18 protein-coding genes and 1 tRNA gene are annotated in these 20751 nt (G+C 66.2%); 11 read left to right on the forward strand and 8 right to left on the reverse strand.

Features of this window, described 5'->3' with window-relative positions; genetic code table 11:
* Nucleotides 1-8: 8 nt before the first annotated feature.
* On the reverse strand, nt 9-1028 hold the full coding sequence (locus tag ACODTW_RS05915) for an NAD(P)/FAD-dependent oxidoreductase (RefSeq protein ID WP_488945033.1): 1020 nt from the start codon (nt 1026-1028) through the stop codon (nt 9-11).
* A 230-nt stretch (nt 1029-1258) separates the two neighbouring features.
* Between ACODTW_RS05915 and ACODTW_RS05920 the strand changes: the two genes are divergently transcribed.
* Genes ACODTW_RS05920 through addB form a run of 5 tightly spaced genes read left to right on the forward strand, consistent with a single transcriptional unit; the run spans nt 1259 to nt 7686 of the window.
* Nucleotides 1259-2428 (forward strand): ATP-binding protein, encoded by a 1170-nt coding sequence (locus ACODTW_RS05920; protein WP_488945034.1) that lies wholly within the window; start codon nt 1259-1261, stop codon nt 2426-2428.
* 12 nt (nt 2429-2440) lie between these two features.
* Nucleotides 2441-2890 carry a tRNA (adenosine(37)-N6)-threonylcarbamoyltransferase complex ATPase subunit type 1 TsaE gene (gene tsaE / locus ACODTW_RS05925; RefSeq protein WP_488945035.1) on the forward strand — a complete coding sequence of 150 codons (450 nt, stop codon included), beginning with the start codon at nt 2441-2443 and terminating at the stop codon, nt 2888-2890.
* A gap of 3 nt (nt 2891-2893) precedes the next feature.
* The gene (locus ACODTW_RS05930; protein ID WP_488945036.1) at nt 2894-3898 is read left to right on the forward strand and encodes an aminoglycoside phosphotransferase family protein; all 1005 of its coding nucleotides are present in this window, start codon (nt 2894-2896) and stop codon (nt 3896-3898) included.
* Between the two features lie 21 nt (nt 3899-3919).
* Complete coding sequence (locus ACODTW_RS05935) at nt 3920-4660, forward strand: nucleotidyltransferase family protein (RefSeq protein ID WP_488945037.1); 741 nt, start codon at nt 3920-3922, stop codon at nt 4658-4660.
* Between the two features lie 2 nt (nt 4661-4662).
* A complete protein-coding gene (gene addB, locus ACODTW_RS05940; protein ID WP_488945238.1) occupies nt 4663-7686 on the forward strand; it encodes a double-strand break repair protein AddB in 3024 nt (1007 codons plus the stop codon).
* Between the two features lie 39 nt (nt 7687-7725).
* Here addB and ACODTW_RS05945 read toward each other — a convergent pair whose 3' ends face one another.
* Nucleotides 7726-8199 carry an SRPBCC family protein gene (locus tag ACODTW_RS05945; RefSeq protein ID WP_488945038.1) on the reverse strand — a complete coding sequence of 158 codons (474 nt, stop codon included), beginning with the start codon at nt 8197-8199 and terminating at the stop codon, nt 7726-7728.
* 1 nt (nt 8200) lies between these two features.
* A complete protein-coding gene (locus ACODTW_RS05950) occupies nt 8201-8521 on the reverse strand; it encodes an ArsR/SmtB family transcription factor (RefSeq protein WP_488945039.1) in 321 nt (106 codons plus the stop codon).
* Nucleotides 8522-8619: 98 nt separating this feature from the next.
* Here ACODTW_RS05950 and ugpQ point away from each other — a divergent pair, with 98 nt between their 5' ends.
* From ugpQ to ACODTW_RS05970, 4 genes are all read left to right on the forward strand, one after another.
* On the forward strand, nt 8620-9366 hold the full coding sequence (gene ugpQ / locus ACODTW_RS05955) for a glycerophosphodiester phosphodiesterase (RefSeq protein WP_488945040.1): 747 nt from the start codon (nt 8620-8622) through the stop codon (nt 9364-9366).
* A gap of 101 nt (nt 9367-9467) precedes the next feature.
* Nucleotides 9468-10469, forward strand: a complete 1002-nt coding sequence (locus ACODTW_RS05960; RefSeq protein ID WP_488945041.1) for an HlyD family secretion protein — start codon at nt 9468-9470, stop codon at nt 10467-10469.
* Nucleotides 10456-13197 (forward strand): ribosome-associated ATPase/putative transporter RbbA, encoded by a 2742-nt coding sequence (gene rbbA / locus ACODTW_RS05965; protein ID WP_488945042.1) that lies wholly within the window; start codon nt 10456-10458, stop codon nt 13195-13197. Before ACODTW_RS05960 ends, rbbA begins: the two co-directional genes overlap by 14 nt.
* The gene (locus ACODTW_RS05970) at nt 13198-14322 is read left to right on the forward strand and encodes an ABC transporter permease (protein WP_488945043.1); all 1125 of its coding nucleotides are present in this window, start codon (nt 13198-13200) and stop codon (nt 14320-14322) included. It abuts the gene before it with no gap.
* Between the two features lie 61 nt (nt 14323-14383).
* Here ACODTW_RS05970 and ACODTW_RS05975 read toward each other — a convergent pair whose 3' ends face one another.
* Nucleotides 14384-15409: a zinc-dependent alcohol dehydrogenase gene (locus ACODTW_RS05975; protein ID WP_488945044.1), complete on the reverse strand. Its 1026-nt coding sequence runs from the start codon at nt 15407-15409 to the stop codon at nt 14384-14386.
* Between the two features lie 105 nt (nt 15410-15514).
* Nucleotides 15515-16114 carry a DUF2239 family protein gene (locus ACODTW_RS05980; RefSeq protein WP_488945045.1) on the reverse strand — a complete coding sequence of 200 codons (600 nt, stop codon included), beginning with the start codon at nt 16112-16114 and terminating at the stop codon, nt 15515-15517.
* Between the two features lie 100 nt (nt 16115-16214).
* Between ACODTW_RS05980 and ACODTW_RS05985 the strand changes: the two genes are divergently transcribed.
* A complete protein-coding gene (locus tag ACODTW_RS05985; protein ID WP_488945046.1) occupies nt 16215-16550 on the forward strand; it encodes a GIY-YIG nuclease family protein in 336 nt (111 codons plus the stop codon).
* 126 nt (nt 16551-16676) lie between these two features.
* On the opposite strand, the gene ACODTW_RS05990 is transcribed toward ACODTW_RS05985, so the two are convergent.
* Complete coding sequence (locus ACODTW_RS05990) at nt 16677-18965, reverse strand: xanthine dehydrogenase family protein molybdopterin-binding subunit (protein ID WP_488945047.1); 2289 nt, start codon at nt 18963-18965, stop codon at nt 16677-16679.
* Nucleotides 18955-19422: a (2Fe-2S)-binding protein gene (locus ACODTW_RS05995; protein ID WP_488945048.1), complete on the reverse strand. Its 468-nt coding sequence runs from the start codon at nt 19420-19422 to the stop codon at nt 18955-18957. Before ACODTW_RS05995 ends, ACODTW_RS05990 begins: the two co-directional genes overlap by 11 nt.
* A 91-nt stretch (nt 19423-19513) precedes the next feature.
* Here ACODTW_RS05995 and ACODTW_RS06000 point away from each other — a divergent pair, with 91 nt between their 5' ends.
* Nucleotides 19514-20476 (forward strand): LytTR family DNA-binding domain-containing protein, encoded by a 963-nt coding sequence (locus ACODTW_RS06000; protein ID WP_488945049.1) that lies wholly within the window; start codon nt 19514-19516, stop codon nt 20474-20476.
* Nucleotides 20477-20584: 108 nt separating this feature from the next.
* On the opposite strand, the gene ACODTW_RS06005 is transcribed toward ACODTW_RS06000, so the two are convergent.
* Nucleotides 20585-20661 (reverse strand) — tRNA-Arg (locus ACODTW_RS06005).
* Between the last annotated feature and the right edge of the window lie 90 nt (nt 20662-20751).

Consider the following 20751-nt stretch of genomic DNA (forward strand, 5'->3'; position numbering starts at 1 on the left):
TCGGGCGCTCAGGCGCCCGGCACGCCCTTGCTGGTCGAATATTCGAAATGCAGCACCTGGTCGGGATGGACCAGGGCATGCACGGCATGGGCGGCCGTCGCCGCCTCGCTGAACCCGCACAGGATCAGCTTCAGCTTGCCCGGATAATGCGCGATGTCGCCGATGGCGAAGATGCCGGGCGCGCTGGTGGCCAGCGTGCGCTGATCGACCAGGATATGGCCCTTTTCCATGTCCAGGCCCCAATCGGCGATGGGCCCCAGATTCATGGCCAGCCCGAAGAAGGGCAGCAGCACATCGGCGTCCAGCACCTTCTCGTTATCGTCCAGGTCGGCGACGCGCACGCCCGTCAGCTTGCCATCCGTCCCTTCCAGGCCGGAAAGCTGATAGGGAACCACCATCTCCACCTTGCCCTCCTTCACCAGGGCATCCAGGCGGGAGACGCTTTCCGGTGCAGCGCGGAATTTCGGACGGCGATGGACCAGCATGACCTGGGCCGCCACTTCCGCCAGGCTGTTGGCCCAGTCGACGGCACTGTCGCCGCCGCCGGCGATGACGATGCGCTTGCCGGCGAAATCCTGGCGCCGCTTCACCAGATAGAAGATGCCCGTGCCTTCATAGGCTTCCAGACCGTCCAGCGGCGGCTTGTTGGGCCCGAAGGCGCCCACGCCGGCGGCGATGATGACGGCCTTGGCATTGATGACGGTGCCCTTGTCCGTGCCCACGCGCCAGCCATCGTCCGTCCAGGTCAGGGTGGTGACCTGCTGGCCCAGATGATAGGTCGGGTTGAAGGGGGCGGCCTGTTCGGCCAGTCGGTCGATCAGGTCGGCCCCATCGATGGCGGGATGGGCGGGAATGTCATAGATCGGCTTTTCCGGATACAGCGCCGCGCATTGCCCACCCACCATGTCGAGTGCGTCCACCACATGGGTGCGCAGCTTCAGCATGCCGCATTCGAACACGGCGAACAGGCCCACAGGGCCGGCGCCGATGATGACGACATCGGTGGAATAGGTGGTGACATTGGTCATGGGCGCAGGCTCCCGGATGCACAAAAGCTTTACGGCAGGTGTAGGTGCCGCGTTTCGGGGCCGATGGCAAGCACGGATACACGCATCATATCGGCGTCTTTCCTCATTTTGAGTAAGTTTATGCCGATTTAGTGAAATTCGATAAGATGGTGTAAATTTGCTTGAAATGAGTTATAGCGATCTTAGACTGATTTAGCAAAATCAGATAAACAGCCATAAGGTTCCTATAAATGGACCCGCGAACCAATCCCTATGCACCAGGTGCCGGATCGCCACCGCCTGAGCTGGCAGGCCGGGATGACATCATCGACCGCGCGGCGATTGCCCTGGATCGGATCCATGCCGGACGGTCGGCACGAGGGATGATTTTCTATGGTTTACGCGGGGTGGGCAAAACCGTCCTTTTGCATAAGGTCCGGTTGGATGCGGAGGCTCGCCAGATCGTTACGGTCTTGATTGAGGCACCGGAAGATAAGTCTTTACCGGCAATGCTGCTACCGGCGCTGAGGTCCGCACTGGTGAAAATGAGCCGGACCGAGGCGATCAAGGCGGGTGCCGGAACCTTGATGAAGCGACTGGCCGGCTTTGCCAGAGCCCTTAAGTTCAAATACGAGGACATCGAGTTTGGTCTGGATGGTGGTGATGGCCTCGACGGAAGCGGTGATCTTGAAACGGATTTGACAGATCTGTTCACTGAGGTCGGAGAAGTCGCGAAAGCCAACAAGACGGCCGTTGCCCTGCTGGTCGATGAATTGCAGTATATTCCGGAAGATCAGTTGGGGGCCTTGATCGCTGCCCTTCACCGCGCCAACCAGAACCAACTGCCGGTCATGCTGTTCGCAGCCGGTCTGCCGCAGTTGCTGGGCTTGGCGGGTCGCGCGAAATCCTATTCAGAGCGGCTGTTCGAATTCGTTCCTGTGGATCAACTGGACGCTGACGCAGCCCAGGCTGCGCTTTGTCGGCCCGCGGAACGGGAGAATGTGCGTTTCACCAACGAGGCCATCCACGAAATTCTTTCCCAGACCCATGGCTATCCCTACTTCCTGCAGGAATGGGGAAAACACAGTTGGGATATGGCTGTAGCCAGTCCCATCACCCAGGACGATGCGGGAAGGGCCACGGCTGCTGCCTTGGCTGAGTTGGATGCCAGTTTTTTCCGGGTACGGTTCGACCGGCTTACACCGGCGGAGAAAAAATACCTGCGTGCTATGGCAGAGTTGGGGCCTGGCCCCCACCGGTCGGGCGATATCGCCGACAAACTGGGGAAGAAGGTCACGACAGTGGCGCCAACCCGAAATTCTTTGATCTCAAAGGGTATGCTTTACAGCCGTTCACATGGTGACACGGCCTTCACAGTCCCGCTTTTCGATGGCTTCATGAAGCGGATCATGTCGCTTTGACGGAGATCGCCTTTGCCAGCCCTTACCCTGCCCGACGAGGCCGCGACCGTGGCGCTGGCCGGGCGCCTTGCGCCGCTGTTGCGCGCCGGCGACGTGGTCACGCTGCGCGGTGACTTGGGCGCCGGCAAGACCGCCCTGGCCCGCGCCATCATCCGCCATCTGGCCGGCGACCCGGCGGAGGAGGTGCCCAGCCCCACCTTCACCCTGGTCCAGACCTATGAGCATCTGTCGCCGCCCGTCTGGCATTTCGACCTGTACCGGCTGACCGATCCGGGCGAGGTGGTGGAACTGGGCTGGGAGGAGGCACGGGAGGCCTGTGCCCTGGTCGAATGGCCGGAACGGCTGGGCCCGCTGCTGCCGCGTGACCGGCTGGAGGTGGAAATGACCCTGGCCGGGGCCGACGCGCGCCGTGCCGTGCTGACCGGCCATGGCGCCTGGGCGGCCCGGCTGGAGGGGTTCTGAACCATGCGTGAGGATGTGATCCGGGAATTCCTGGCCCAGGCTGGCTGGGCCGATGCCGCCCGCCATCCCATGGGCGCCGACTGGTCAACCCGCCGCTATGAACGGTTGACCCGGCCCGACGGGGCGAAGGCCATCCTGATGGATGCGGCCGGCGACGGGGCGGGACAGGTGCCGCCCTTCCTCCGCCTCTGCGGTCTGCTGCGCGACGTGGACCTGTCGGCGCCCGTCATCTTCGCCGAAAACCCGGGGCAGGGGCTGCTGCTGCTGGAAGATTTCGGCGATGACAGTTTCGCTGCATTGCTGGAAGGCGGACACGATCCCGAACCGCTTTATGCCGTCGCCACCGACGTGCTGTCGCATCTGCATGACCGGTTCGACAATGCCGTCGCGCCGGATGTGCAGCGTTACGACCTGTCGCTGTTCACGCGGCAGGTGGCGCTGTTCGGCGATGCCTATCTGGATGCAGCCGCCTGCCCCCTGACCCCGGCCGGACGGCGGGCGCTTGACCAGGCTTGGGTCGCGGTGCTGGGGCAGGTGCTGGGCATCGTGCCGGACAGTCTGCTGTTGCGCGATTACCATCCCGGCAACCTGATGAAGCTGCCTGATCGGCCAGGGGTGAAGGCCTGCGGATTACTGGATGTGCAGGATGGCGGTATCGGCCCCGTCAGCTATGACCTGCTGTCCCTGCTGCAGGATGCCAGGCGCGATGTGCCCGACGCCATCCAGGCGGGCATGATCGACCGCTATCTGGATGCGCGGCCCGGCCTGTCGCGTGAGGCGTTCCTGGCCAGTTATGCCGTGATGGGCGCCATGCGCCATGCCCGCATCCTGGGCCGCGTGGCCCAATTGGCGGCCGGCGGGGGCAAAGCGAAGCAACTGGCCTTCCTGGCCCGCGTCTGGGGACAGTTCCGCACGTCCATCGCCCACCCGCTTCTGGCCCCGTTACAAAGTTTCACGGATCAGCATTTGCCCCGCGACGGGGCCGTGCCCCATATTCTGGGGTGTTGAGTAAAATTGGAGAGAAGTTCGATGTCCTTCATGCCCAAGCGGGCGATGGTGCTGGCGGCCGGTCTGGGTCTGCGCATGCGTCCGCTGACCTTGGACCTGCCCAAGCCGCTGATCAGCGTGGGCGGCCGCACCCTGCTGGATCACGCCCTGGACCGGCTGGAAGCTGCCGGCGTGGAAGAGGCTGTGGTCAATGCCCATTGGCTGGCCGACAAGATCGAGGCGCATCTGGCCGCCAACCCGCGCGCGAAGCTGAAAATCACCTTGTCACGGGAAGATACCCAGCTTGAAACCGGCGGTGGGGTGAAGAACGCCCTGCCCCTGCTGGGGGACGAGCCGTTCTTTGTTGTCAATGCCGATATCGTCTGGCTGGACGGGCCGTCGCCGACCCTGAAGCGGCTGGCCGATGCCTGGAATCCGGCCATCATGGACAGTCTGCTGCTGGTCACGCCGACGCCGCGCGCCGTCGGCTATGACGGGCGCGGGGACTACCAGATGGACCCGGATGGCCGCCTGTCGCAGCGCCCCGACCTGGAAGTGTCCCCTTTCGTCATGGCCGGATTGTCGATCATGACGGCAGCCCAGTTCGCCGACACGCCCGACGGCGCCTTTTCCAACCTGCTGCTGTGGCAGCGGGCGGAGGCGCTGGGCCGGCTCTATGGCGTCCGGCATGAAGGCAACTGGTATCATGTCGGCACGCCCGCCGCCGTGCCCCTGGTCGATGCCCATCTGCGCGCGCCCGCCACACGCGAAGTCGTGCCGTGACCATGACCGCCGCCTCCCTTCCCCCCGGCGTCTATACCCTGGCTCCTGACATCCCGTTCGTGGATGCGCTGGCGGCCGGGCTGTGGGCGCAGGCGGGCGGGGATGCGCTGGCGCTGAACCGTTTTACCGTCCTGTTGCCCACGGCGCGTGCCGTGCGGTCGCTGCGGGAGGCGTTCTTGCGCCTGTCGGGCGGGCGGCCCATCCTGTTGCCGCGCATGGCGCCGCTGGGCGATGTGGATGGGGATGAGATTTCCTTGATGATGGACGGGGTGACGGGCAAGGCCGGCGGCCTGGATCTGCCCCCCGCCATCGGCCCGTTGCGCCGGCAATTGCTGCTGGCCCGTGCCATTGCCGCGGCCGGCGACCGTTTTGCCAAGACCCGCGCGCAGGCGGCGCGGCTGGCCCGCGAACTGGCCAAGCTGCTGGACCAGACGCAGACGGAAATGGTCGGGTTCGACCGGCTGCACAGCCTGGTCCCGGCCGACTATGCCGAACATTGGCAGGTCACCCTGTCGTTTTTGTCCATCATCGTCGACCAATGGCCCACCATCCTGTCGGCCGAAGGGGCGGTGGACCCGGCGCAGGAACGCAATAACCGCCTGCTGGCCTATGCCGAGGCATTGAAGGCGGCCCCGCCGGCCCATCCCATCATCGCCGCCGGCTCCACCGGATCCATCCCGGCCACGGCCGAATTGCTGGCCACCATCGCGCGCCTGCCCACGGGGTCCGTTGTCCTGCCCGGCCTGGACCGGGATTGCGACGATGCCACCTGGGCGGCGCTGGATGATGCCCATCCGCAATTCGGCCTGAAGCAATTGATCGACCGCATCGGCGTGACGCGGGCGGATGTGGTCGACTGGCCGCTGGCGCCCGGCATCGCGCCGTCCTGCCCCCCCGCCCGCATCGCCCTGATGAAAGAGGCGCTGCGCCCGGCCGGCACGACGGAGGCCTGGCGCGACCTGGATGGCTTGGACCCGTCGGTGCTGGACGGCGTCACCCGCATCGACGCCACCAGCCCGCAGGAGGAGGCGGGCATCATCGCCCTGATCCTGCGCCAGGCGCTGGAAACACCGGGACAGACAGCGGCCCTGGTCACGCCCGACCGCAATCTGGCCCGGCGCGTGGCCACCGAACTGCGGCGCTGGGATGTGCGGGTGGATGACAGCGCGGGCCGCCCCCTGGCCCAGACGCCGGTCGGGTCCTATCTGCGCCTGATCATGGATACGGCCGTGCAGGGCGCCCCCATTCCGCTGCTGTCGCTGCTGAAGCATCCCATGGCGGGCGGCGGCTGGCCGGCGGGGCAGATGCGACGGCAGGCGCGTCTGCTGGAAACCGCCGTGCTGCGCGGCCCGCGCCCGCCCGCGGGGCTGGAGGGGCTGCGCCAGACCATCCGCTTCCATGCGTCCGATGCCGCGGAAAAGCGCCGCCGCATCACCAACCCTGCCATCCGCGACGACCTGCTGGCCCTGGTCGACCGGGTGGACACGGCCATGGGCGAGTTGTGCCGGGCCGTGGCCGATGGCGAGGAACGCCCCCTGTCCGACTGGCTGCGCCTGCATGTGGGGGCGGCGGAGGCCCTGGCGGTCCTGGAAGGCGAATCGGGGTCGGACCGGCTGTGGCGGGAGAAGGATGGAGAGGCGGCGGCCGGCTTCATCGATGAGCTGCGGGAGGCGGCGGACGGCTATCCGCCGCTGGGCGGCAAGGATTATGCGGGCCTGATGGAGGTGTTGATCGCCGGCCGCGCCGTGCGCCCCGCCTTTGGCCTGCATCCGCGCCTGCATGTGCTGGGCCTGATGGAAGCACGCCTGCAGCAGTTCGACGTGATGGTGCTGGCAGGCTTGAATGAGGGGACCTGGCCCCCGGCCCCGCCGCCCGATCCCTGGATGTCCCGGCCCATGCGCCGGGATTTCGGCCTGCCGGCGCCCGAACGCATGGTCGGGCAGGCGGCCCATGATTTCGCCACTGCCTGCGGGGCAAAGACCCTGTACCTGACCCGGTCGGAACGGGTGGAAGGCACACCGACGGTGCCTTCACGCTGGCTGCTGCGCCTGGATACCGTGCTGGACAAGGCTGGCCTGCGCGGCCGGATCGAAGCGGGCAGCGCCTATTGGCGGGCCCTGTGGCAGGCGCTGGACCGGCCGGCCCGCGTGCGCCCCTGCCCGGCCCCGGCGCCAAAGCCCCCCGTGTCGGCCCGCCCGCGCCGCCTGTCGGTCACCCAGATCGAAACCTGGATGCGCGACCCCTACGCCATCTATGCGGCCAAGGTGCTGGACCTGTCGGCGCTGGACCCGATCGATGCCGATCCCGGGGCGGCCGAACGCGGGGAGATCATCCACAAGGCGCTGGACCTGTTCGTGCAACGCTACCCCGACGCGCTGCCGCCCGATCCGGCGGCCGAATTGCTGTCCATCGGGCGTGGGGTGTTCGGCGACCTGCTGGACCAGCCGGGCGTCGCTGCCTTCTGGTGGCCGCGCTTTGAAAAGGTGGCCGACTGGTTCGTAACGCAGGAGATGGAGCGCCGCCGCACCATCAAGCCGCTGGCCACAGAGGTGACGGGCCGCGTCACCCTGCAAGGCCCCGGCGGCCCCTTCATCCTGACGGCCAAGGCCGACCGCATCGACCGCACGCCGACAGGCGGGGTGATGCTGGTCGATTACAAGACGGGCACGCCGCCGACGGGCAAGGAAGTGCGTCTGGGCAAGGCCCCGCAATTGCCGCTGGAAGCCCTGATCGCGGCCGAAGGCGGGTTCGAGGGGGTGAAGGCGGCCAAGGTCGACGGGCTGGAATATTGGCGCCTGTCGGGCGGCGACCCGGCCGGCACCATCCAGACCCTGAAGGAGGAGCCGGCTGCGCTGGCAGTGGAGGCGCGGGAAGGGGTGCTGGATCTTATCCATCAGTTCGATGATCCAGACATGCCCTATCACAGCCAGCCACGCCCGGCCTGGGCACCCAAATATACCGACTATGCCCACCTGGCCCGCATCAAGGAATGGTCGGCCGGCGGTGGGGGTGAGGCGGAGGGGTAGGGTTTGTCTGTTTGATCTTCCCCCACGGACCGGCAACCTTCACCCCGCCACTACGGCTGCATAGAGATCGAGAATCCCCTTCCAGCCGCCATCGGAGTCGAGCGCCCCGCGCGTCGCCTCGGCCGCTTCCCCGAACCGTTCCAGGTTGCGGTGTTCAAGGCGGACCCGGGTCTTGCCGTCGGCGTCGGGGGTGAAGGTCACCTCCACCTCCGTCACCAGGGCGGGGTTGAAGGTCCAGGTCCCGTCCAGCTGCCAGGCCAGCAGCAGCCGGCCTGGTGGGTTCCAGTCGATGACATGGCCCCAGGGGCATTCGCTGCCATCGGCCCCGCGTTCATACCAGCGGCCGCCGCATTTCGGTTCGACCACGACATCGGCCTGCGGGCTTTGGCCCACGGAATGGCTTTTCGGCCACCAAGCCCCCATGCGGGACGTGAAGATGGCAAAAGCCCGCGCCGGTTCGGCGGCGACCACCACTTCACGGCGGACGGGGGCGGGGCTGATCCGCTGGGTCATCTCATTCACCTTTCGCTTGGTTATCCCGTTCAACCTCCGCCTGGAAGGCGGTCAGGGCGTCGTCCCAGAACCGGTCCAGCCATTGGCGCAGCACGCCCAGCCCGGCCGGATCGATCTGATAGATGCGGCGCGTGCCCTCGCTATGGTCGCTGACCAACCCCGCCTCCTTCAGCACCTTCAGATGCTGCGACACGGCCGGGCGGCTGACGGGCAGCCCATCCGACAGGCGGCCCACGGATGCCGGCCCCGCTGACAGACGTTCAAAGATGCGGCGGCGCGTGGGGTCGGACAGGGCGGTGAGGGCGCGATCTATGTAAGTCATAACTTACGGTAAGTTTCTGCTTACGGATAGTCAAGCCCCCTTTTGCCGGCGAATTCCGATATGCTGAAGGCGCTGCTTCCCCTATGGACCCGTGCCCCATGTCGCTTTCCATTCCCCGTCTGATCGGTCATCGCGGTGCCGCCCGCCACGCGCCGGAGAACACCCTGGCCGGCATGCGCACCGCCGCCCTACAGGGCGCGCGCTGGGTGGAACTGGATGTGAAGATCACGCGCGACGGCGTGCCCATCATCCTGCATGACGATGATGTCGACCGGACCACCAACGGTCATGGCCTGGTGGCAGATATGGATTTTGCCGACATCCGCCGCCTGGATGCCGGCTCCTGGTTCGGCCCCGATTTCCGCGGGGAAAAGGTGCCGACCCTGGCGGAGGTAATCCAGGCGGCCCTGTTCCTGGAGATCGGCCTGAACCTGGAGATCAAGCCCTGTCCCGGCCGGGATGAACAGACGGCGGGGATCGCCCTGTCCATGGCCCTGACCCTGTGGCCGGCCGACCGGCCGCCGCCGCTGGTTTCCAGCTTTTCCGTGGAGTCGCTGGACATGGCCAAGGTCGTCGCCCCGCACTGGCCGCGCGGCTATCTGATGGAGGAGGAGCCGGCGGATTGGGCCGCCATCGCCGACCGGCTGGGGGCTGCGACCATCAATATCGACGCCAGGCGCCAGACGGCAGACAGCATCGCCGCCTTCCGCGCCACGGGCCGGCCCGTCCTGGCCTATACGGTGAACGAGACCGAGCAGGCGCGACGTTTATTTCAATGGGGAGTGGCTGGTGTGTTCACCGACACACCCAAAGGGCTGTTCGATGGACTAACAGGAAGGGCATAGGCTTTCTTCGCACCTGCGGAATTGACCTGCCGCAATGCCGGTGACCCATCCACATGATACGGTCGCCGCATCATCGCGAAGTCTTTGCGGAGCGGATAGAGATGCGCGCGCCCCCTTTGTTCGCCCTGGCGGCCATTTGCATCATCGGTGGCGGCTTCGGCCTTTACTGGTGGAATGCCCAGGCCAGGCAATTGCCGCCGGGTCTGGCCACCGCCAATGGGCGGATGGAGGTTGAACGCATCGACATCGCCACCAAGCTGCCGGGCCGGCTGGTGCGCATGGATGTGCGCGAGGGCGACCAGGTGGCGCCCGGTGCCATCGTCGCGCAGCTGGACAAGGCCGAACTGCTGGCACAGCGCGCCGCCGCCGCCGCCGCCGTGCGCCGGGCCGAACAGGCCATCATGCAGGCGGACGCACAGGTTTCCGTGCGCATGGCCGAATATAAGCTGTCGGGCGTGGAACTGAAGCGCGGCATCGAACTGTCGCGGACCAGCGCCGTGCCGGCCAGCGAGGTTGACCGCCGCAAGGCCCAGAACGATGTCGACGCCGCCACTTTGCAGGCCGCCCGCGCCGCTGTGGATGATGCCAAGGCCGCATTGGAGGCGGCACAGGCGCAGTTGCTGGTGGTCGAGGCCAACCTGAAGGAAACCGACCTGTACAGCCCCGTGGCCGGCCGCATCGAATATCGCCTGGCCCATCTGGGCGAGGTGATGGGCGCGGGCGGGCGCGTGGCGACGCTGCTGGACCTGTCGGATGTGTTCATGACCGTGTTCCTGCCCACGGGCCAGACGGGCCGGGTGGCCAACGGATCGGATGCGCGCATCATTCTGGACGCAGCCCCCGACTATGTTATCCCGGCCAAGGTCAGCTTTGTCGCCGCCGAGGCGCAGTTCACGCCCAAGGCCGTGGAAACGGCGGATGAGCGGGAAAAGCTGATGTACCGGGTGAAACTGTCCATCGACCCGTCCCTGCTGACCACCTACCGCGATTATGTGCGCGCCGGGCTGACGGGTCAGGCCTATGTGCAGCTGGACCCGGCCGCCAAATGGCCGGACCGGCTGGCCCCGAAACTGCCGCCGGCGCCCAGCCATGCCGCCAAATGAACCCGACAGCCTGCCCGCGATCCGGCTGGACGGGGTGCGTCACCTTTATGGGGACAAGGCTGCCCTGGCCGATGTCGCGCTGACCATCCCGGCTGGCGCCACCGTGGCCGTCATCGGGCCGGACGGGGTGGGCAAGTCCACCCTGCTGGGCCTGATCGCCGGGGTGAAGAAGCTGCAAAAAGGCCAGGTGCAGGTGCTGGGCGGCGACATGGGCGATGCGGCCCACCGCGACCGCATCGCACCGCGCATCGCCTATATGCCCCAGGGGCTGGGCCGCAACCTGTACCCCACCCTGTCGGTGGCGGAAAATATCGACTTTTTCGGCCGGCTGTTCGGGCAGTCGGCGGCCGAGCGTCAGGCCCGCATTGACCGGTTGCTGAAGGCCACGGGCCTGGACCCGTTCCCCGACCGGCCGGCGGGCAAGTTGTCGGGCGGCATGAAACAGAAGCTTTCGCTCTGCTGTTCCCTGATCCATGACCCCGACCTGCTGATCCTGGATGAACCGACGACGGGCGTGGACCCGCTGTCGCGGCGGCAATTCTGGTCCCTGATCGATGCCATCCGGGCCGAACGCCCGTCCATGACCCTGCTGGTCGCCACCGCCTATATGGAGGAGGCGGCGCGGTTCGGCCATCTGGTGGCCATGGATGATGGCCGCATCCTGGCCGCCGGCACGCGCGAACAGGTGCTGGCCCAGGCCCATGCCAGCAATCCGGAAGAAGCCTATGCCAAGTTGCAGGCAGGCGACGGGGACAGTGCGGAACCGCTGGTCATGCCGCCCTTCGTTGACCGGGACGGGCCTGATGCCATTGTGGCAGACGGGCTGACCCGTCGCTTCGGTGCCTTCACGGCCGTGGACAATGTCAGCTTCCGCATCAAGCGCGGGGAGATTTTCGGCTTCCTGGGCTCCAATGGCTGCGGCAAGACGACAACCATGAAGATGCTGACGGGTCTGCTGCCCGCCACATCGGGCACGGCCACGCTGCTGGGCAGGCCGGTCGGGGGCGCGGATGTGGAGACGCGGCTGCGTGTCGGCTACATGTCGCAGAGCTTCTCGCTGTACGAGGAGCTGACGGTCCGCGCCAATCTGGAACTGCATGCCCGGCTCTACCGCATTCCGTCGGCCGAGGTGGCGGCGCGGACCAGGCAGTCCATGGATGATTTCGGTCTGGCGGAGGTGGCGGACATGCTGCCATCGGCCCTGCCGCTGGGCATCCGCCAGCGGTTGCAATTGGCCGCCGCCTGTCTGCACAAGCCGGAAATGCTGATCCTGGACGAGCCGACATCGGGCGTGGACCCCGGTGCGCGCGACCTGTTCTGGCGGCATCTGGCCGACCTGTCGCGCCGCGACGGCGTGACCATCTTCGTCTCCACCCATTTCATGAACGAGGCGGAACGCTGCGACCGCATCTCCCTGATGCATGCGGGCCGCGTGCTGGCCGTGGGCACGCCCGAGCGCTTGCGCACCGAACGCGGGGCCGACACGCTGGAAGACGCCTTCATCGATGTGCTGAAACAGGCCAGCGGCATCAGCGAGGAAGCGCCGCCCGCGCCAGCGGTCGCGGCGGGAATGGCGGAACGGCCAGAGAGCGGCGGCCTTGCCACCTCGCTGGGCCGCATCTGGGCCTTTGCCCGGCGGGAGATGGTGGAGATCCTGCGCGACCCCGTGCGCCTGACCTTCGCCCTGCTGGGCCCGCTGGTCCTGCTGCTGACCTTCGGCTATGGCATCACCTTCGATGTGGAGGATCTGCCGTTTGCCGTCTATGACCGGGATCAGACCCTGGAAAGCCGGCAGCTGGTAGAGAACCTGACGGGGTCACGCTATTTCCATGAACGCGCACCCGTGCGCACCGATGCCGAGATTGAACGCCGGCTGAAATCGGGTGAACTGCGTCTGGTCCTGTCCATTCCACCCAGCTTCGGGCGCGACCTGCTGCAGGGACGCCGTCCGGAACTGGCGGTCTATCTGGATGGCGCCATGCCGTTCCGGGCGGAAACGGCCAAGGGCTATGTCCAGGGCATTGCGCTGGCCTATGTCCAGGATCTGGTCCGCCGGTCGCGCGCGGCCGATGTCACCACGGCCAGCGTCAATATCGAACCCCGCTTCCGCTATAACCAGCAATTCCGCAGCGCGCCCGCCATCCTGCCGGGTGTGATCATGGTGCTGCTGATCATGATCCCGCCAATGCTGACCTCCATCGGCGTGGTGCGGGAGCGGGAGATCGGCTCCATCGCCAATCTCTACGCCTCGCCCGCCACGGTGGGGGAATTCCTGATCGGCAAGCAGGCGCCCTATGTGCTGGTGGGGTTCCTCAGCTTCCTGATCATGCTGGGCTTCGCCAATTTCCTGTTCGGCGTGCCGGTGAAGGGATCGCTGCTCGCGCTGTGTTTCGGCACCGTGCTCTATATCTTCGCCGGCACGGGGCTGGGCCTGCTGGTCTCCTCCTTCGTGAAGACGCAAGTGGCGGCCATCGCGGTGACCGCCATCCTCTGTACCGTGCCGGCCGTGAATTTCTCCGGATTCCTCTACCCCGCCGCCACGCTGGAAGGCGGGGCCAGGGCCTTCGGCCTGGCTTTCCCGGCCTTGTGGTTCCAGGCCATCAGCCTGGGCAGCTTCGCCAAGGCGCGGCCCTTCTCCGCCTTCCATCTGGAATTTGTCATGCTGGCGCTATTCGCGCTGGGCTTCCTGGCGGCGGCCTGCCTGCTGCTGAAGAAGCAGGAGAAATAGATGGGAAGCTGGATCGCCAATGTCTGGTATCTGGGGCGCAAGGAACTGGCGTCGCTGCTGGCCGACCGGGTGCTGCTGGCCCTGATCATCTACAGCTTCACCATCTCCGTCTATACGGTGGCGACGGGGGTGAAGACGGATGTCAACAATGCCCGCGTCGCCATTGTCGATGGCGACCAGTCGGCCCTGTCGCAGCGCATCGGCGATGCCTTGCTGCCCCCCTATTTCCGCCCGCCGGACCGGTTGGACCGGTCGGCCGTGGATCAGGCCATGGACCAGGGCGACTACACCTTCGTGCTGGACCTGCCGCACAAGCTGGAAAGCGACCTGCGCGGCGGCCATTCCCCCACGATCCAGCTGAATATCGATGCCACGGCCATGACCCAGGCCGGCCTGGGCAGCGCCTATATTCAGCAGATCGTGGCGCAGGAGGTGCAGGAAGCGCTGGACCCGCAGGGGGAAACAGCCGCCCCCGTCAGTCTGGTGGCCCGCACCTTCTTCAACCCCAACCTAGAAGGCATGTGGTTCCAGGCCGTGATGGCGGTGATCCAGTTCGTCACCATCCTGTCCATCCTGCTGGTCGGTGCGGCTGTCATCCGCGAACGTGAACATGGCACGATCGAACATCTGCTGGTCATGCCGCTGGGCGCGTCGGAGGTGGCGGCGGCCAAGATCTGGGCCAATGGGCTGGTCATCCTGGTGGCGACGGGCCTGTCCTTGCGGTTCGTCGTCGGCGCCTGGCTGGGCGTGCCGATCGAAGGGTCCATTACCCTGTTCCTGGCCGGGGCGGCACTGTACCTGTTCGCCACCACCTCGCTGGGCATCTTGCTGGCCACCGTCACCCGCTCCATGCCGCAATTCGCACTCATCGCCATTCCGGTGTTCATGGTGCTGAACATGCTGTCGGGTGCCACCTCACCGCTGGAAAGCATGCCACAGTTCATGCAGTGGCTGATTCAGGTCTCTCCCACCATGCATTTCGTGAAGCTGGCCCAGGCCATCCTTTATCGCGGCGCCGGCTTCGATCTGGTCTGGCCGCAGATGCTGGTGCTGGCTGGATTGGGGGCCGTGTTCCTGTCCATCGCCCTGCCGCAGTTCCGGGCCATGCTGGCGCGCAGCCAGTAGGAGCGCAAAAAAGGGGGCGGTGCCTTCGCCCCGCCCCCTCTCAACGACATCAACCGTCCGATCAGATCGTCACGACGACCCGGCCATCCACCTGACCGTCGCGCAGGCGGCCCAGAACGGCATTGATATTGTCCAGATGATCCACGGTGACGGTGGCCTTCACCTTGCCTTCGCCCGCGAACATCAGCGCCTCGGCCAGATCGGCGCGCGTGCCGACGATGGAACCGCGGATGGTGATGCGGTTCAGCACCACGTCGAAGATGGGCACGGGGAAGTCGCCCGGCGGCAGGCCGACCAGGGCGACCGTGCCATGGCGGCGGGCCATGCCGATGGCCTGGGCGAAGGCCGGACGGCTGACGGCGGTAACCAGCACGCCATGGGCACCGCCGACGGTGCTGTGGATTTCCTTCACCGGGTCGGTCTTCATGGCATTGATGGTCAGGTCAGCACCCAGCTGTCTGGCCAGTTCCAGCTTGCTGTCGGCCACATCGACGGCGGCGACATGCAGGCCCATGGCCTTGGCATATTGCACGGCCACATGACCCAGCCCGCCGATGCCGCTGATCACCACCCATTGGCCGGGACGGGTATCCGTCTCCTTCAGGCCCTTATAGACGGTGACGCCCGCGCACAGGATGGGGGCGATCTCCTCGAACCCGATATTGGCGGGCAGGTGACCGACGAAATTGGGGTCGGCCAGCACATATTCGGCATAGCCGCCATTGACCGAATAGCCCGTGTTCTGCTGGGCCGTACACAGCGTCTCCCAGCCGGTCAGGCAATGTTCGCAATGGCCGCAGGCGGTATAGAGCCAGGGCACGCCCACGCGGTCGCCCTCGCGCACGGCAGTGACGCCGGCGCCGGCGGCCACGACGGTGCCCACGCCCTCATGTCCCGGAATGAAGGGCAAAGGCGGCTTCACGGGCCAGTCGCCATCGGCGGCGTGCAGATCGGTATGGCAGACGCCCGAGGCCGCGATCTTCACCAGGATCTGGCCGGGGCCGGGGCGGGGTACCGCCACCTCCTCCAGGCGCAGGGGCGCGCCATAGGCATGGACGACAGCGGCTTTCATCTTCTGCGGCAGCATGGGATGGGGTTCCTTCCGTTGCGGCGGACAGATCTCCGCCTCTGCTTGCCGGCGGACGGTGCGGCAACGATTGGAAACCCGCCATGATTCAGGTCAAGCTACCCCTTATGCGCTCTCCCCCCATGCCATGTGGCGCGCATGGCTGGCGATATCGGGCGGCCAGGGCGCGCTGTGCTGCCCGAAACCGTCGCGGTCATCGGCGAACAGGGCGCGCGACGCCTCCTCGAATCCCGGCAGGTCGCCGGCCATGGCTGACATGAAGCGATAGGCGGCATCGCGCGCAGACCTTGCCCGTTCCTTGCCGCCATCGGCGCGCATCGCGTCCTCCACCAGCCGGCGCAGGGCGTTGGACGCCCCGCCGGGCCGGGTGGCCAGCCATTCCCAATGCCGGGGCAGCAGGGTCACCTCCCGCGCCACCACGCCCAGCTTGGGCCGCCCCCGCCCCTGTGCCGATTCGTCGGCGGGTGCGGCGGGTGTCAGCCGGGCCCGCACCTCCGCCTCGCTGCCGCGCAGATCCAGGTCCACCACCTTGCCCGTGACATCGTCGAAGACCAGCACGGGGGCATGCGGGTCGCGAAAGGCCAGGGCGTCGGCCAGCGGGTCCCGCTCCATGGCCGCCTTCACGGCCAGGGCCACATCAGGCAGCGCGCCCGCCGCCAGCCGCCGGGACCCGATAAAGGCCGTAAAATGGTCGTGCTGCGTCATCTCGTCCTCCTGGTTGTCAGGCTATTTACCCGGATGAAAATCATTGTGTCAATATTACCCGGATGATATTTAGGCATCAGCAACAGAGGATGCTGACAAAATGAAGGGTGAAAGCCGCAAGGCGGTACTGGCCGCGTGGCGTGAACGCAAGGTGCGGGCGGGGATCTATGCCGTGCGCTGTCTGGTGACGGGGGAGAACTGGGTCGGCCAGGCCGGCGATCTTGACGCCATCGCCAATCGGCTGTGGTTCACGCTGCGCCAGGGTGGCTGTCTGGACCGGGGGCTGCAGGCGGCCTGGAACAATCACGGCGCCGATGGCTTCCAACTGGACATTCTGGAGGTGCTGGACAGCGAGGAACCCGCCACCACCCGCACCAGTATCCTGTCGGACCGGTTGACATACTGGCAGGCGGAACTGTCGGCGCGGGTGATTTAGGATTGGCGCAGCAATGTCCGGCAACGGCCGCCGTACCAAGGGCCATAATTTATGACCCTTGGTACGGCGGCGACTACCGCCACTGGTATCAAATGGCAGCCGAAGCGGGGGTATCGATATGCAAGGTCAGCCTTGCAGGCTCCTCAGCATCGGGGTGCGCCGTATCCGGCGACCGGAGGCGGCGAAGATCGCGTTGGCAAGGGCGGGTGCCAAGGGCGGCACGCCTGGTTCCCCCAATCCGGTTGGCGGCTCGTCATTCTCGATGAAATGCACATCGATGCGTCGGGCTGCCCGGTCGATCCGCATCATGTCGTAGGTGTCGAAATTCGACTGCTCGACTTGCCCGTCCATGATGGTGATGGCCTGTCCCAATGAAGCCGACAGCGCATCCTGGATGCTGCCTTCGATCTGGGCGCGGGCACCGTTGGGATTGATGATCCGCCCCGCATCGACCACGGCCGTCACGCGTTCGACAACAAACTTGCCGTCGGCCCAGGCCACCTCGACGATTTCGGCGGCGTAGGTCTCGAACGTGAAGTTGGCGGCGATGCCGCGTCCACGCCCTTTGGGCAATGGCTGGCCCCAGCCGCTTTTCTCCGCTGCCAGCCGGATGACATTGGCCATGCGGGCGGTATCGAAGACCCGCGGCGGCAGGCTCGGCAGATAGAAATAGTCGAGCCTGCGCCCCGGCCCGATGAGGTCGAGCCGGTATTCGACCGGATCGCGGCCCAGTGCCTGGGCAATCTCGTCCAGGAAACACTCGATCGCAAAGCAGTTCACATTATGGCCCGGCGCACGCCAGGAACCACGCGGGGCGGCAGAGGGAAGGGGATAATAATCCACCCTGAAATGGGGGACATGATGGGCGGGAAAGCCATCGGGATAATATTCGACAAGATGCGGCGGCACGCCCTTGGAGAAGGCCGTGCGCGAATGTGTGGCGAGCTTGTGCCGCCAGCCTGAAAGCTTGCCGTCACGATCGATTGCGGCCTGCATCAGATGGCAGGCACCCGGCCGGTAGAGATCGTGGCGGATATCATCCTCGCGGGTCCATACCAGCCTGATGGGCTGGCGCAGCGCCTTGGCGATCAGTGCCGCCTCCGCGACCATGTCCTGATCGAACTTCCGTCCGAAGCCGCCGCCAACACGGGCAAGCTTCACGTCGATCTGGAGCGGATCGACCCCCGTGATGCGCGAGATGACGGATGCCGCCAGGTCCGGCGCCTGGGTGGTCACGATTGCGCTGGCCCGCGTGCCATCCGCCGACACCGCGACAAGCGCATTGGGCGGTTCCATGCAGGCGTGCGCCACCATCGCGGATTCATAGCGCGCCTCGATGACGCGGTCGGCATTGGCCAGGGCCAGACCGAAGTCACCATCCTCTTTTACCTTGGTGCCCTCATCCTGCTCCATCTTGGCCCAGGTTTGGCGATAGGCGGCGGCGCTGTCTTCGGTGGCGGCCTCGCCAGGTCCGCGGTGCCATTCGATGGCAAGCGCCTGCCGGCCTTTGATCGCCGCCCAAAGACTGTCGGCGACCACCGCTATGCCGTCGGCAAGCGGTATCGACACGGGCTGGACCGGTGGCAGCGCCAAGTCGGGCCGCAGGCCGTGGATCGGTACGATCTCCCGCACGCCGGGCACCATGCGGGCGGCCGTATCATCGACTGTCGCCACCGTTCCGAAAAGATAGGGCGAGCGCGCGATCACGGCGTGGAGCATGCCCGGCATTTCGGCATCGATCCCGAACAGGGGCTCGCCACGCACGATGCGGTCGGCGTCGCGATGGCGCTGGGGCTTTCCGATGATGGTGAAGTCCTTCGGGTCCTTGAGCGCCAGATCGCCCTGGGGCTCGGGCCGCCGGGAAGCAGCCGATGCCAGCGCGCCATAGGTCGATTGCCGGCCGGAAGCGGCGTGGAAGACCATGCCGTCCCTGGTCGTCAGCGTATCGACGGGCACCGCCCACCGGTCGGCCGCGGCTTCCAGGATCATGCGGCGTGCCCGGGCACCGGCCTTGCGCAACTGCATATAGCCCACGCGCACGCTGTTCGATCCACCGGCCGTCGACTGGCCGGCACCAAGATAGGAGCGTGCCTGTCCCTTCTCGTTCCGGGCCAGCAGCAGCGGCATGGGCTCGACGGTGACGCGTGCAAAGGCGACGTCAAGCTCCTCGGCGATCAGCATGGGGAGCGAGGTGAACGTTCCCTGGCCCATGTCGGGCACATGGGCGCCGATGACGACGCTGTTGTCGGCGTTCACAACGACGAAGGGGCCGATGTCGCCCTTGAAGCCTCCGCGCCGGGAAGCGGGGGCCAGGGACGCCGGTCGTGCGAACACGACGAGTGCTCCCGCCGAAGCGGCCGCCTTCAGGAAGGACCGTCTTGAGGCGATGGTGCGCTGCATGGAATTAACCGGCATCGCGAATATCCTGTGCTGCGCGGTGGATGGCGGCACGCAGCCGGGTATAGGTTCCGCAGCGGCAGAGATTGGTGATGCCGGCGTCGATATCCGCGTCCGAGGGGTTGGGGTTTGCCTTCAGCAGGGCGGCGGCGGCCATGATCTGGCCGGCCTGGCAATAGCCGCACTGGGCGACATCCTCCGCGATCCAGGCTTCCTGAAGCGGATGAAGATTGCCGTCCTTCGCCAATCCCTCGATCGTGGTGATCCTGGCGGCGCCGACGGCACCGACGGGGGTCACGCAAGACCGGGCAGCCTCGCCATCCAGAAGAATCGTGCAGGCGCCGCAGGAACCGATGCCGCACCCGAATTTCGGACCCTTGATGCCCAATTTTTCCCTTAACACCCACAATAGCGGCATGTCCTCGGGCGCATCGACCAGATGTTTGCGCGCATTCACATGCAGGCGGAAAGCCATGACCTTGTACTCCACCGTAATTTCAGGCAGCTAGGCCCGATCGGCTGTCGCCTCGACAAGGGTGCAATTCGCCAATAGATTCCGGTTTTTCGTGAACGGCTGGACCATGCATCTCGCGAAGCGTGAACGGAAGATTCCCGACCTGGTGCAACGGCTGGCGCTCGTGCTTTTATTTGGCGCCATCATGGGTCTGGCCGGCCCGTTCGGAACCTACCCGGCGCTCGACCGCCCGGTGCGTTATGCTTTCTGGATCGGGCTTGTTCTGGCCGGCTTTGCCTTTGGCGTTGGCGCCACGCGGCTCTGCGAACGGTTTCCCGGCCTGGCCCGCACCGGCCGTTGGACGCTGAGCGGCCTTGTCGCGCTGGTGTCCGCGGTTCCCATGACCTTCGTGGTGGCTTGGACGCTCTCGCTTGTGCAGCCGGGGCGCGTGGTTCCCCCGACGCAGCTTCCCGTTCTTTTTGTCTGCGTGGCGGCGGTGCAAATCGCCATCGTTGCCGCCTTGATCAGGCCGGCCTTGGCACCGCTTCAGCCCCTCCAGCCATCGCAGCCGGTCCAGGCCGCCCCGGAAGGGCCTTCTTCGGAAGCCGCAATGCAGTTGGCCATTCAGCACAAGCCGGAGATCCGGGAGACAGGCGCCCCGGCCTCCCCCGCCGGGACCGTCACCGGCGCCCGCGCGTTTCAGGTGCCGCCCGATGCGACGCCAGCCTTTCCGGCGGTGCTTCTCACGCGGATGCCCGGCGAGCTTGGGCCGGAAATCGTTGCGCTGGAGGCGGAGGACCATTATGTCCGGGTCCACACGTCCAAGGGCTCTGCGCTTGTACTGATGCGCCTGTCGGACGCAGTGGAACTCCTCGACGAGACCCTCGGCATGCGTGTCCACCGCAGCTGGTGGGTCGCGAGGCGGGCCATTGCAAGCGTCGAGCGCCAGGGCCAGCGGATGATCCTACGGCTCAGCAATGGCGCTCAGGTCCCCGTCGGGCGCGTCTATGTCGCGACCGTCCGCAGCGCGCTTGCGCGAAAGCTGAGGAACGCGCGGCAGCCGCCCGGGCCTTGATGAAGGCCGCTTGATGCCGAAATCTGGGGATAGTCCGGGCAGTTTGACATGCCCATCGGAACCAGACATCTGGCTGGTCCAAAATTCCAACAATCTCGGAAAGTTGGCTGGCGCGCCCGAAAGGATTCGAACCTCTGACCCCCAGATTCGTAGTCTGGTGCTCTATCCAGCTGAGCTACGGGCGCGCTGTATTCCGATTTCCGATACCTTTGGAGAGGCACCAGCCGGTGAGGTGCGGCTTTTATCCGATGATTGCGGGGAATGCAACGGGATTC

The organism is Niveispirillum sp. FG148, assembly GCF_057809655.1.

Bases quoted from the DNA above. Each gene is read 5' to 3' on its own strand.
- rbbA (WP_488945042.1), top strand. From the start codon at position 10,456: ATGCCGCCAAATGAACCCGACAGCCTGCCCGCGATCCGGCTGGACGGG.
- ACODTW_RS05920 (WP_488945034.1), top strand. From the start codon at position 1,259: ATGGACCCGCGAACCAATCCCTATGCACCAGGTGCCGGATCGCCACCG.
- ACODTW_RS05970 (WP_488945043.1), top strand. From the start codon at position 13,198: ATGGGAAGCTGGATCGCCAATGTCTGGTATCTGGGGCGCAAGGAACTG.
- ACODTW_RS05975 (WP_488945044.1), bottom strand. From the start codon at position 15,409: ATGCTGCCGCAGAAGATGAAAGCCGCTGTCGTCCATGCCTATGGCGCG.
- ACODTW_RS05935 (WP_488945037.1), top strand. From the start codon at position 3,920: ATGTCCTTCATGCCCAAGCGGGCGATGGTGCTGGCGGCCGGTCTGGGT.
- ACODTW_RS05990 (WP_488945047.1), bottom strand. From the start codon at position 18,965: ATGCCGGTTAATTCCATGCAGCGCACCATCGCCTCAAGACGGTCCTTC.
- addB (WP_488945238.1), top strand. From the start codon at position 4,663: ATGACCGCCGCCTCCCTTCCCCCCGGCGTCTATACCCTGGCTCCTGAC.
- ACODTW_RS05980 (WP_488945045.1), bottom strand. From the start codon at position 16,114: ATGACGCAGCACGACCATTTTACGGCCTTTATCGGGTCCCGGCGGCTG.
- ACODTW_RS05945 (WP_488945038.1), bottom strand. From the start codon at position 8,199: ATGACCCAGCGGATCAGCCCCGCCCCCGTCCGCCGTGAAGTGGTGGTC.
- ACODTW_RS05985 (WP_488945046.1), top strand. From the start codon at position 16,215: ATGAAGGGTGAAAGCCGCAAGGCGGTACTGGCCGCGTGGCGTGAACGC.
- ACODTW_RS05950 (WP_488945039.1), bottom strand. From the start codon at position 8,521: ATGACTTACATAGATCGCGCCCTCACCGCCCTGTCCGACCCCACGCGC.
- ACODTW_RS05995 (WP_488945048.1), bottom strand. From the start codon at position 19,422: ATGGCTTTCCGCCTGCATGTGAATGCGCGCAAACATCTGGTCGATGCG.
- ACODTW_RS05960 (WP_488945041.1), top strand. From the start codon at position 9,468: ATGCGCGCGCCCCCTTTGTTCGCCCTGGCGGCCATTTGCATCATCGGT.
- ACODTW_RS05930 (WP_488945036.1), top strand. From the start codon at position 2,894: ATGCGTGAGGATGTGATCCGGGAATTCCTGGCCCAGGCTGGCTGGGCC.
- ACODTW_RS05915 (WP_488945033.1), bottom strand. From the start codon at position 1,028: ATGACCAATGTCACCACCTATTCCACCGATGTCGTCATCATCGGCGCC.
- ugpQ (WP_488945040.1), top strand. From the start codon at position 8,620: ATGTCGCTTTCCATTCCCCGTCTGATCGGTCATCGCGGTGCCGCCCGC.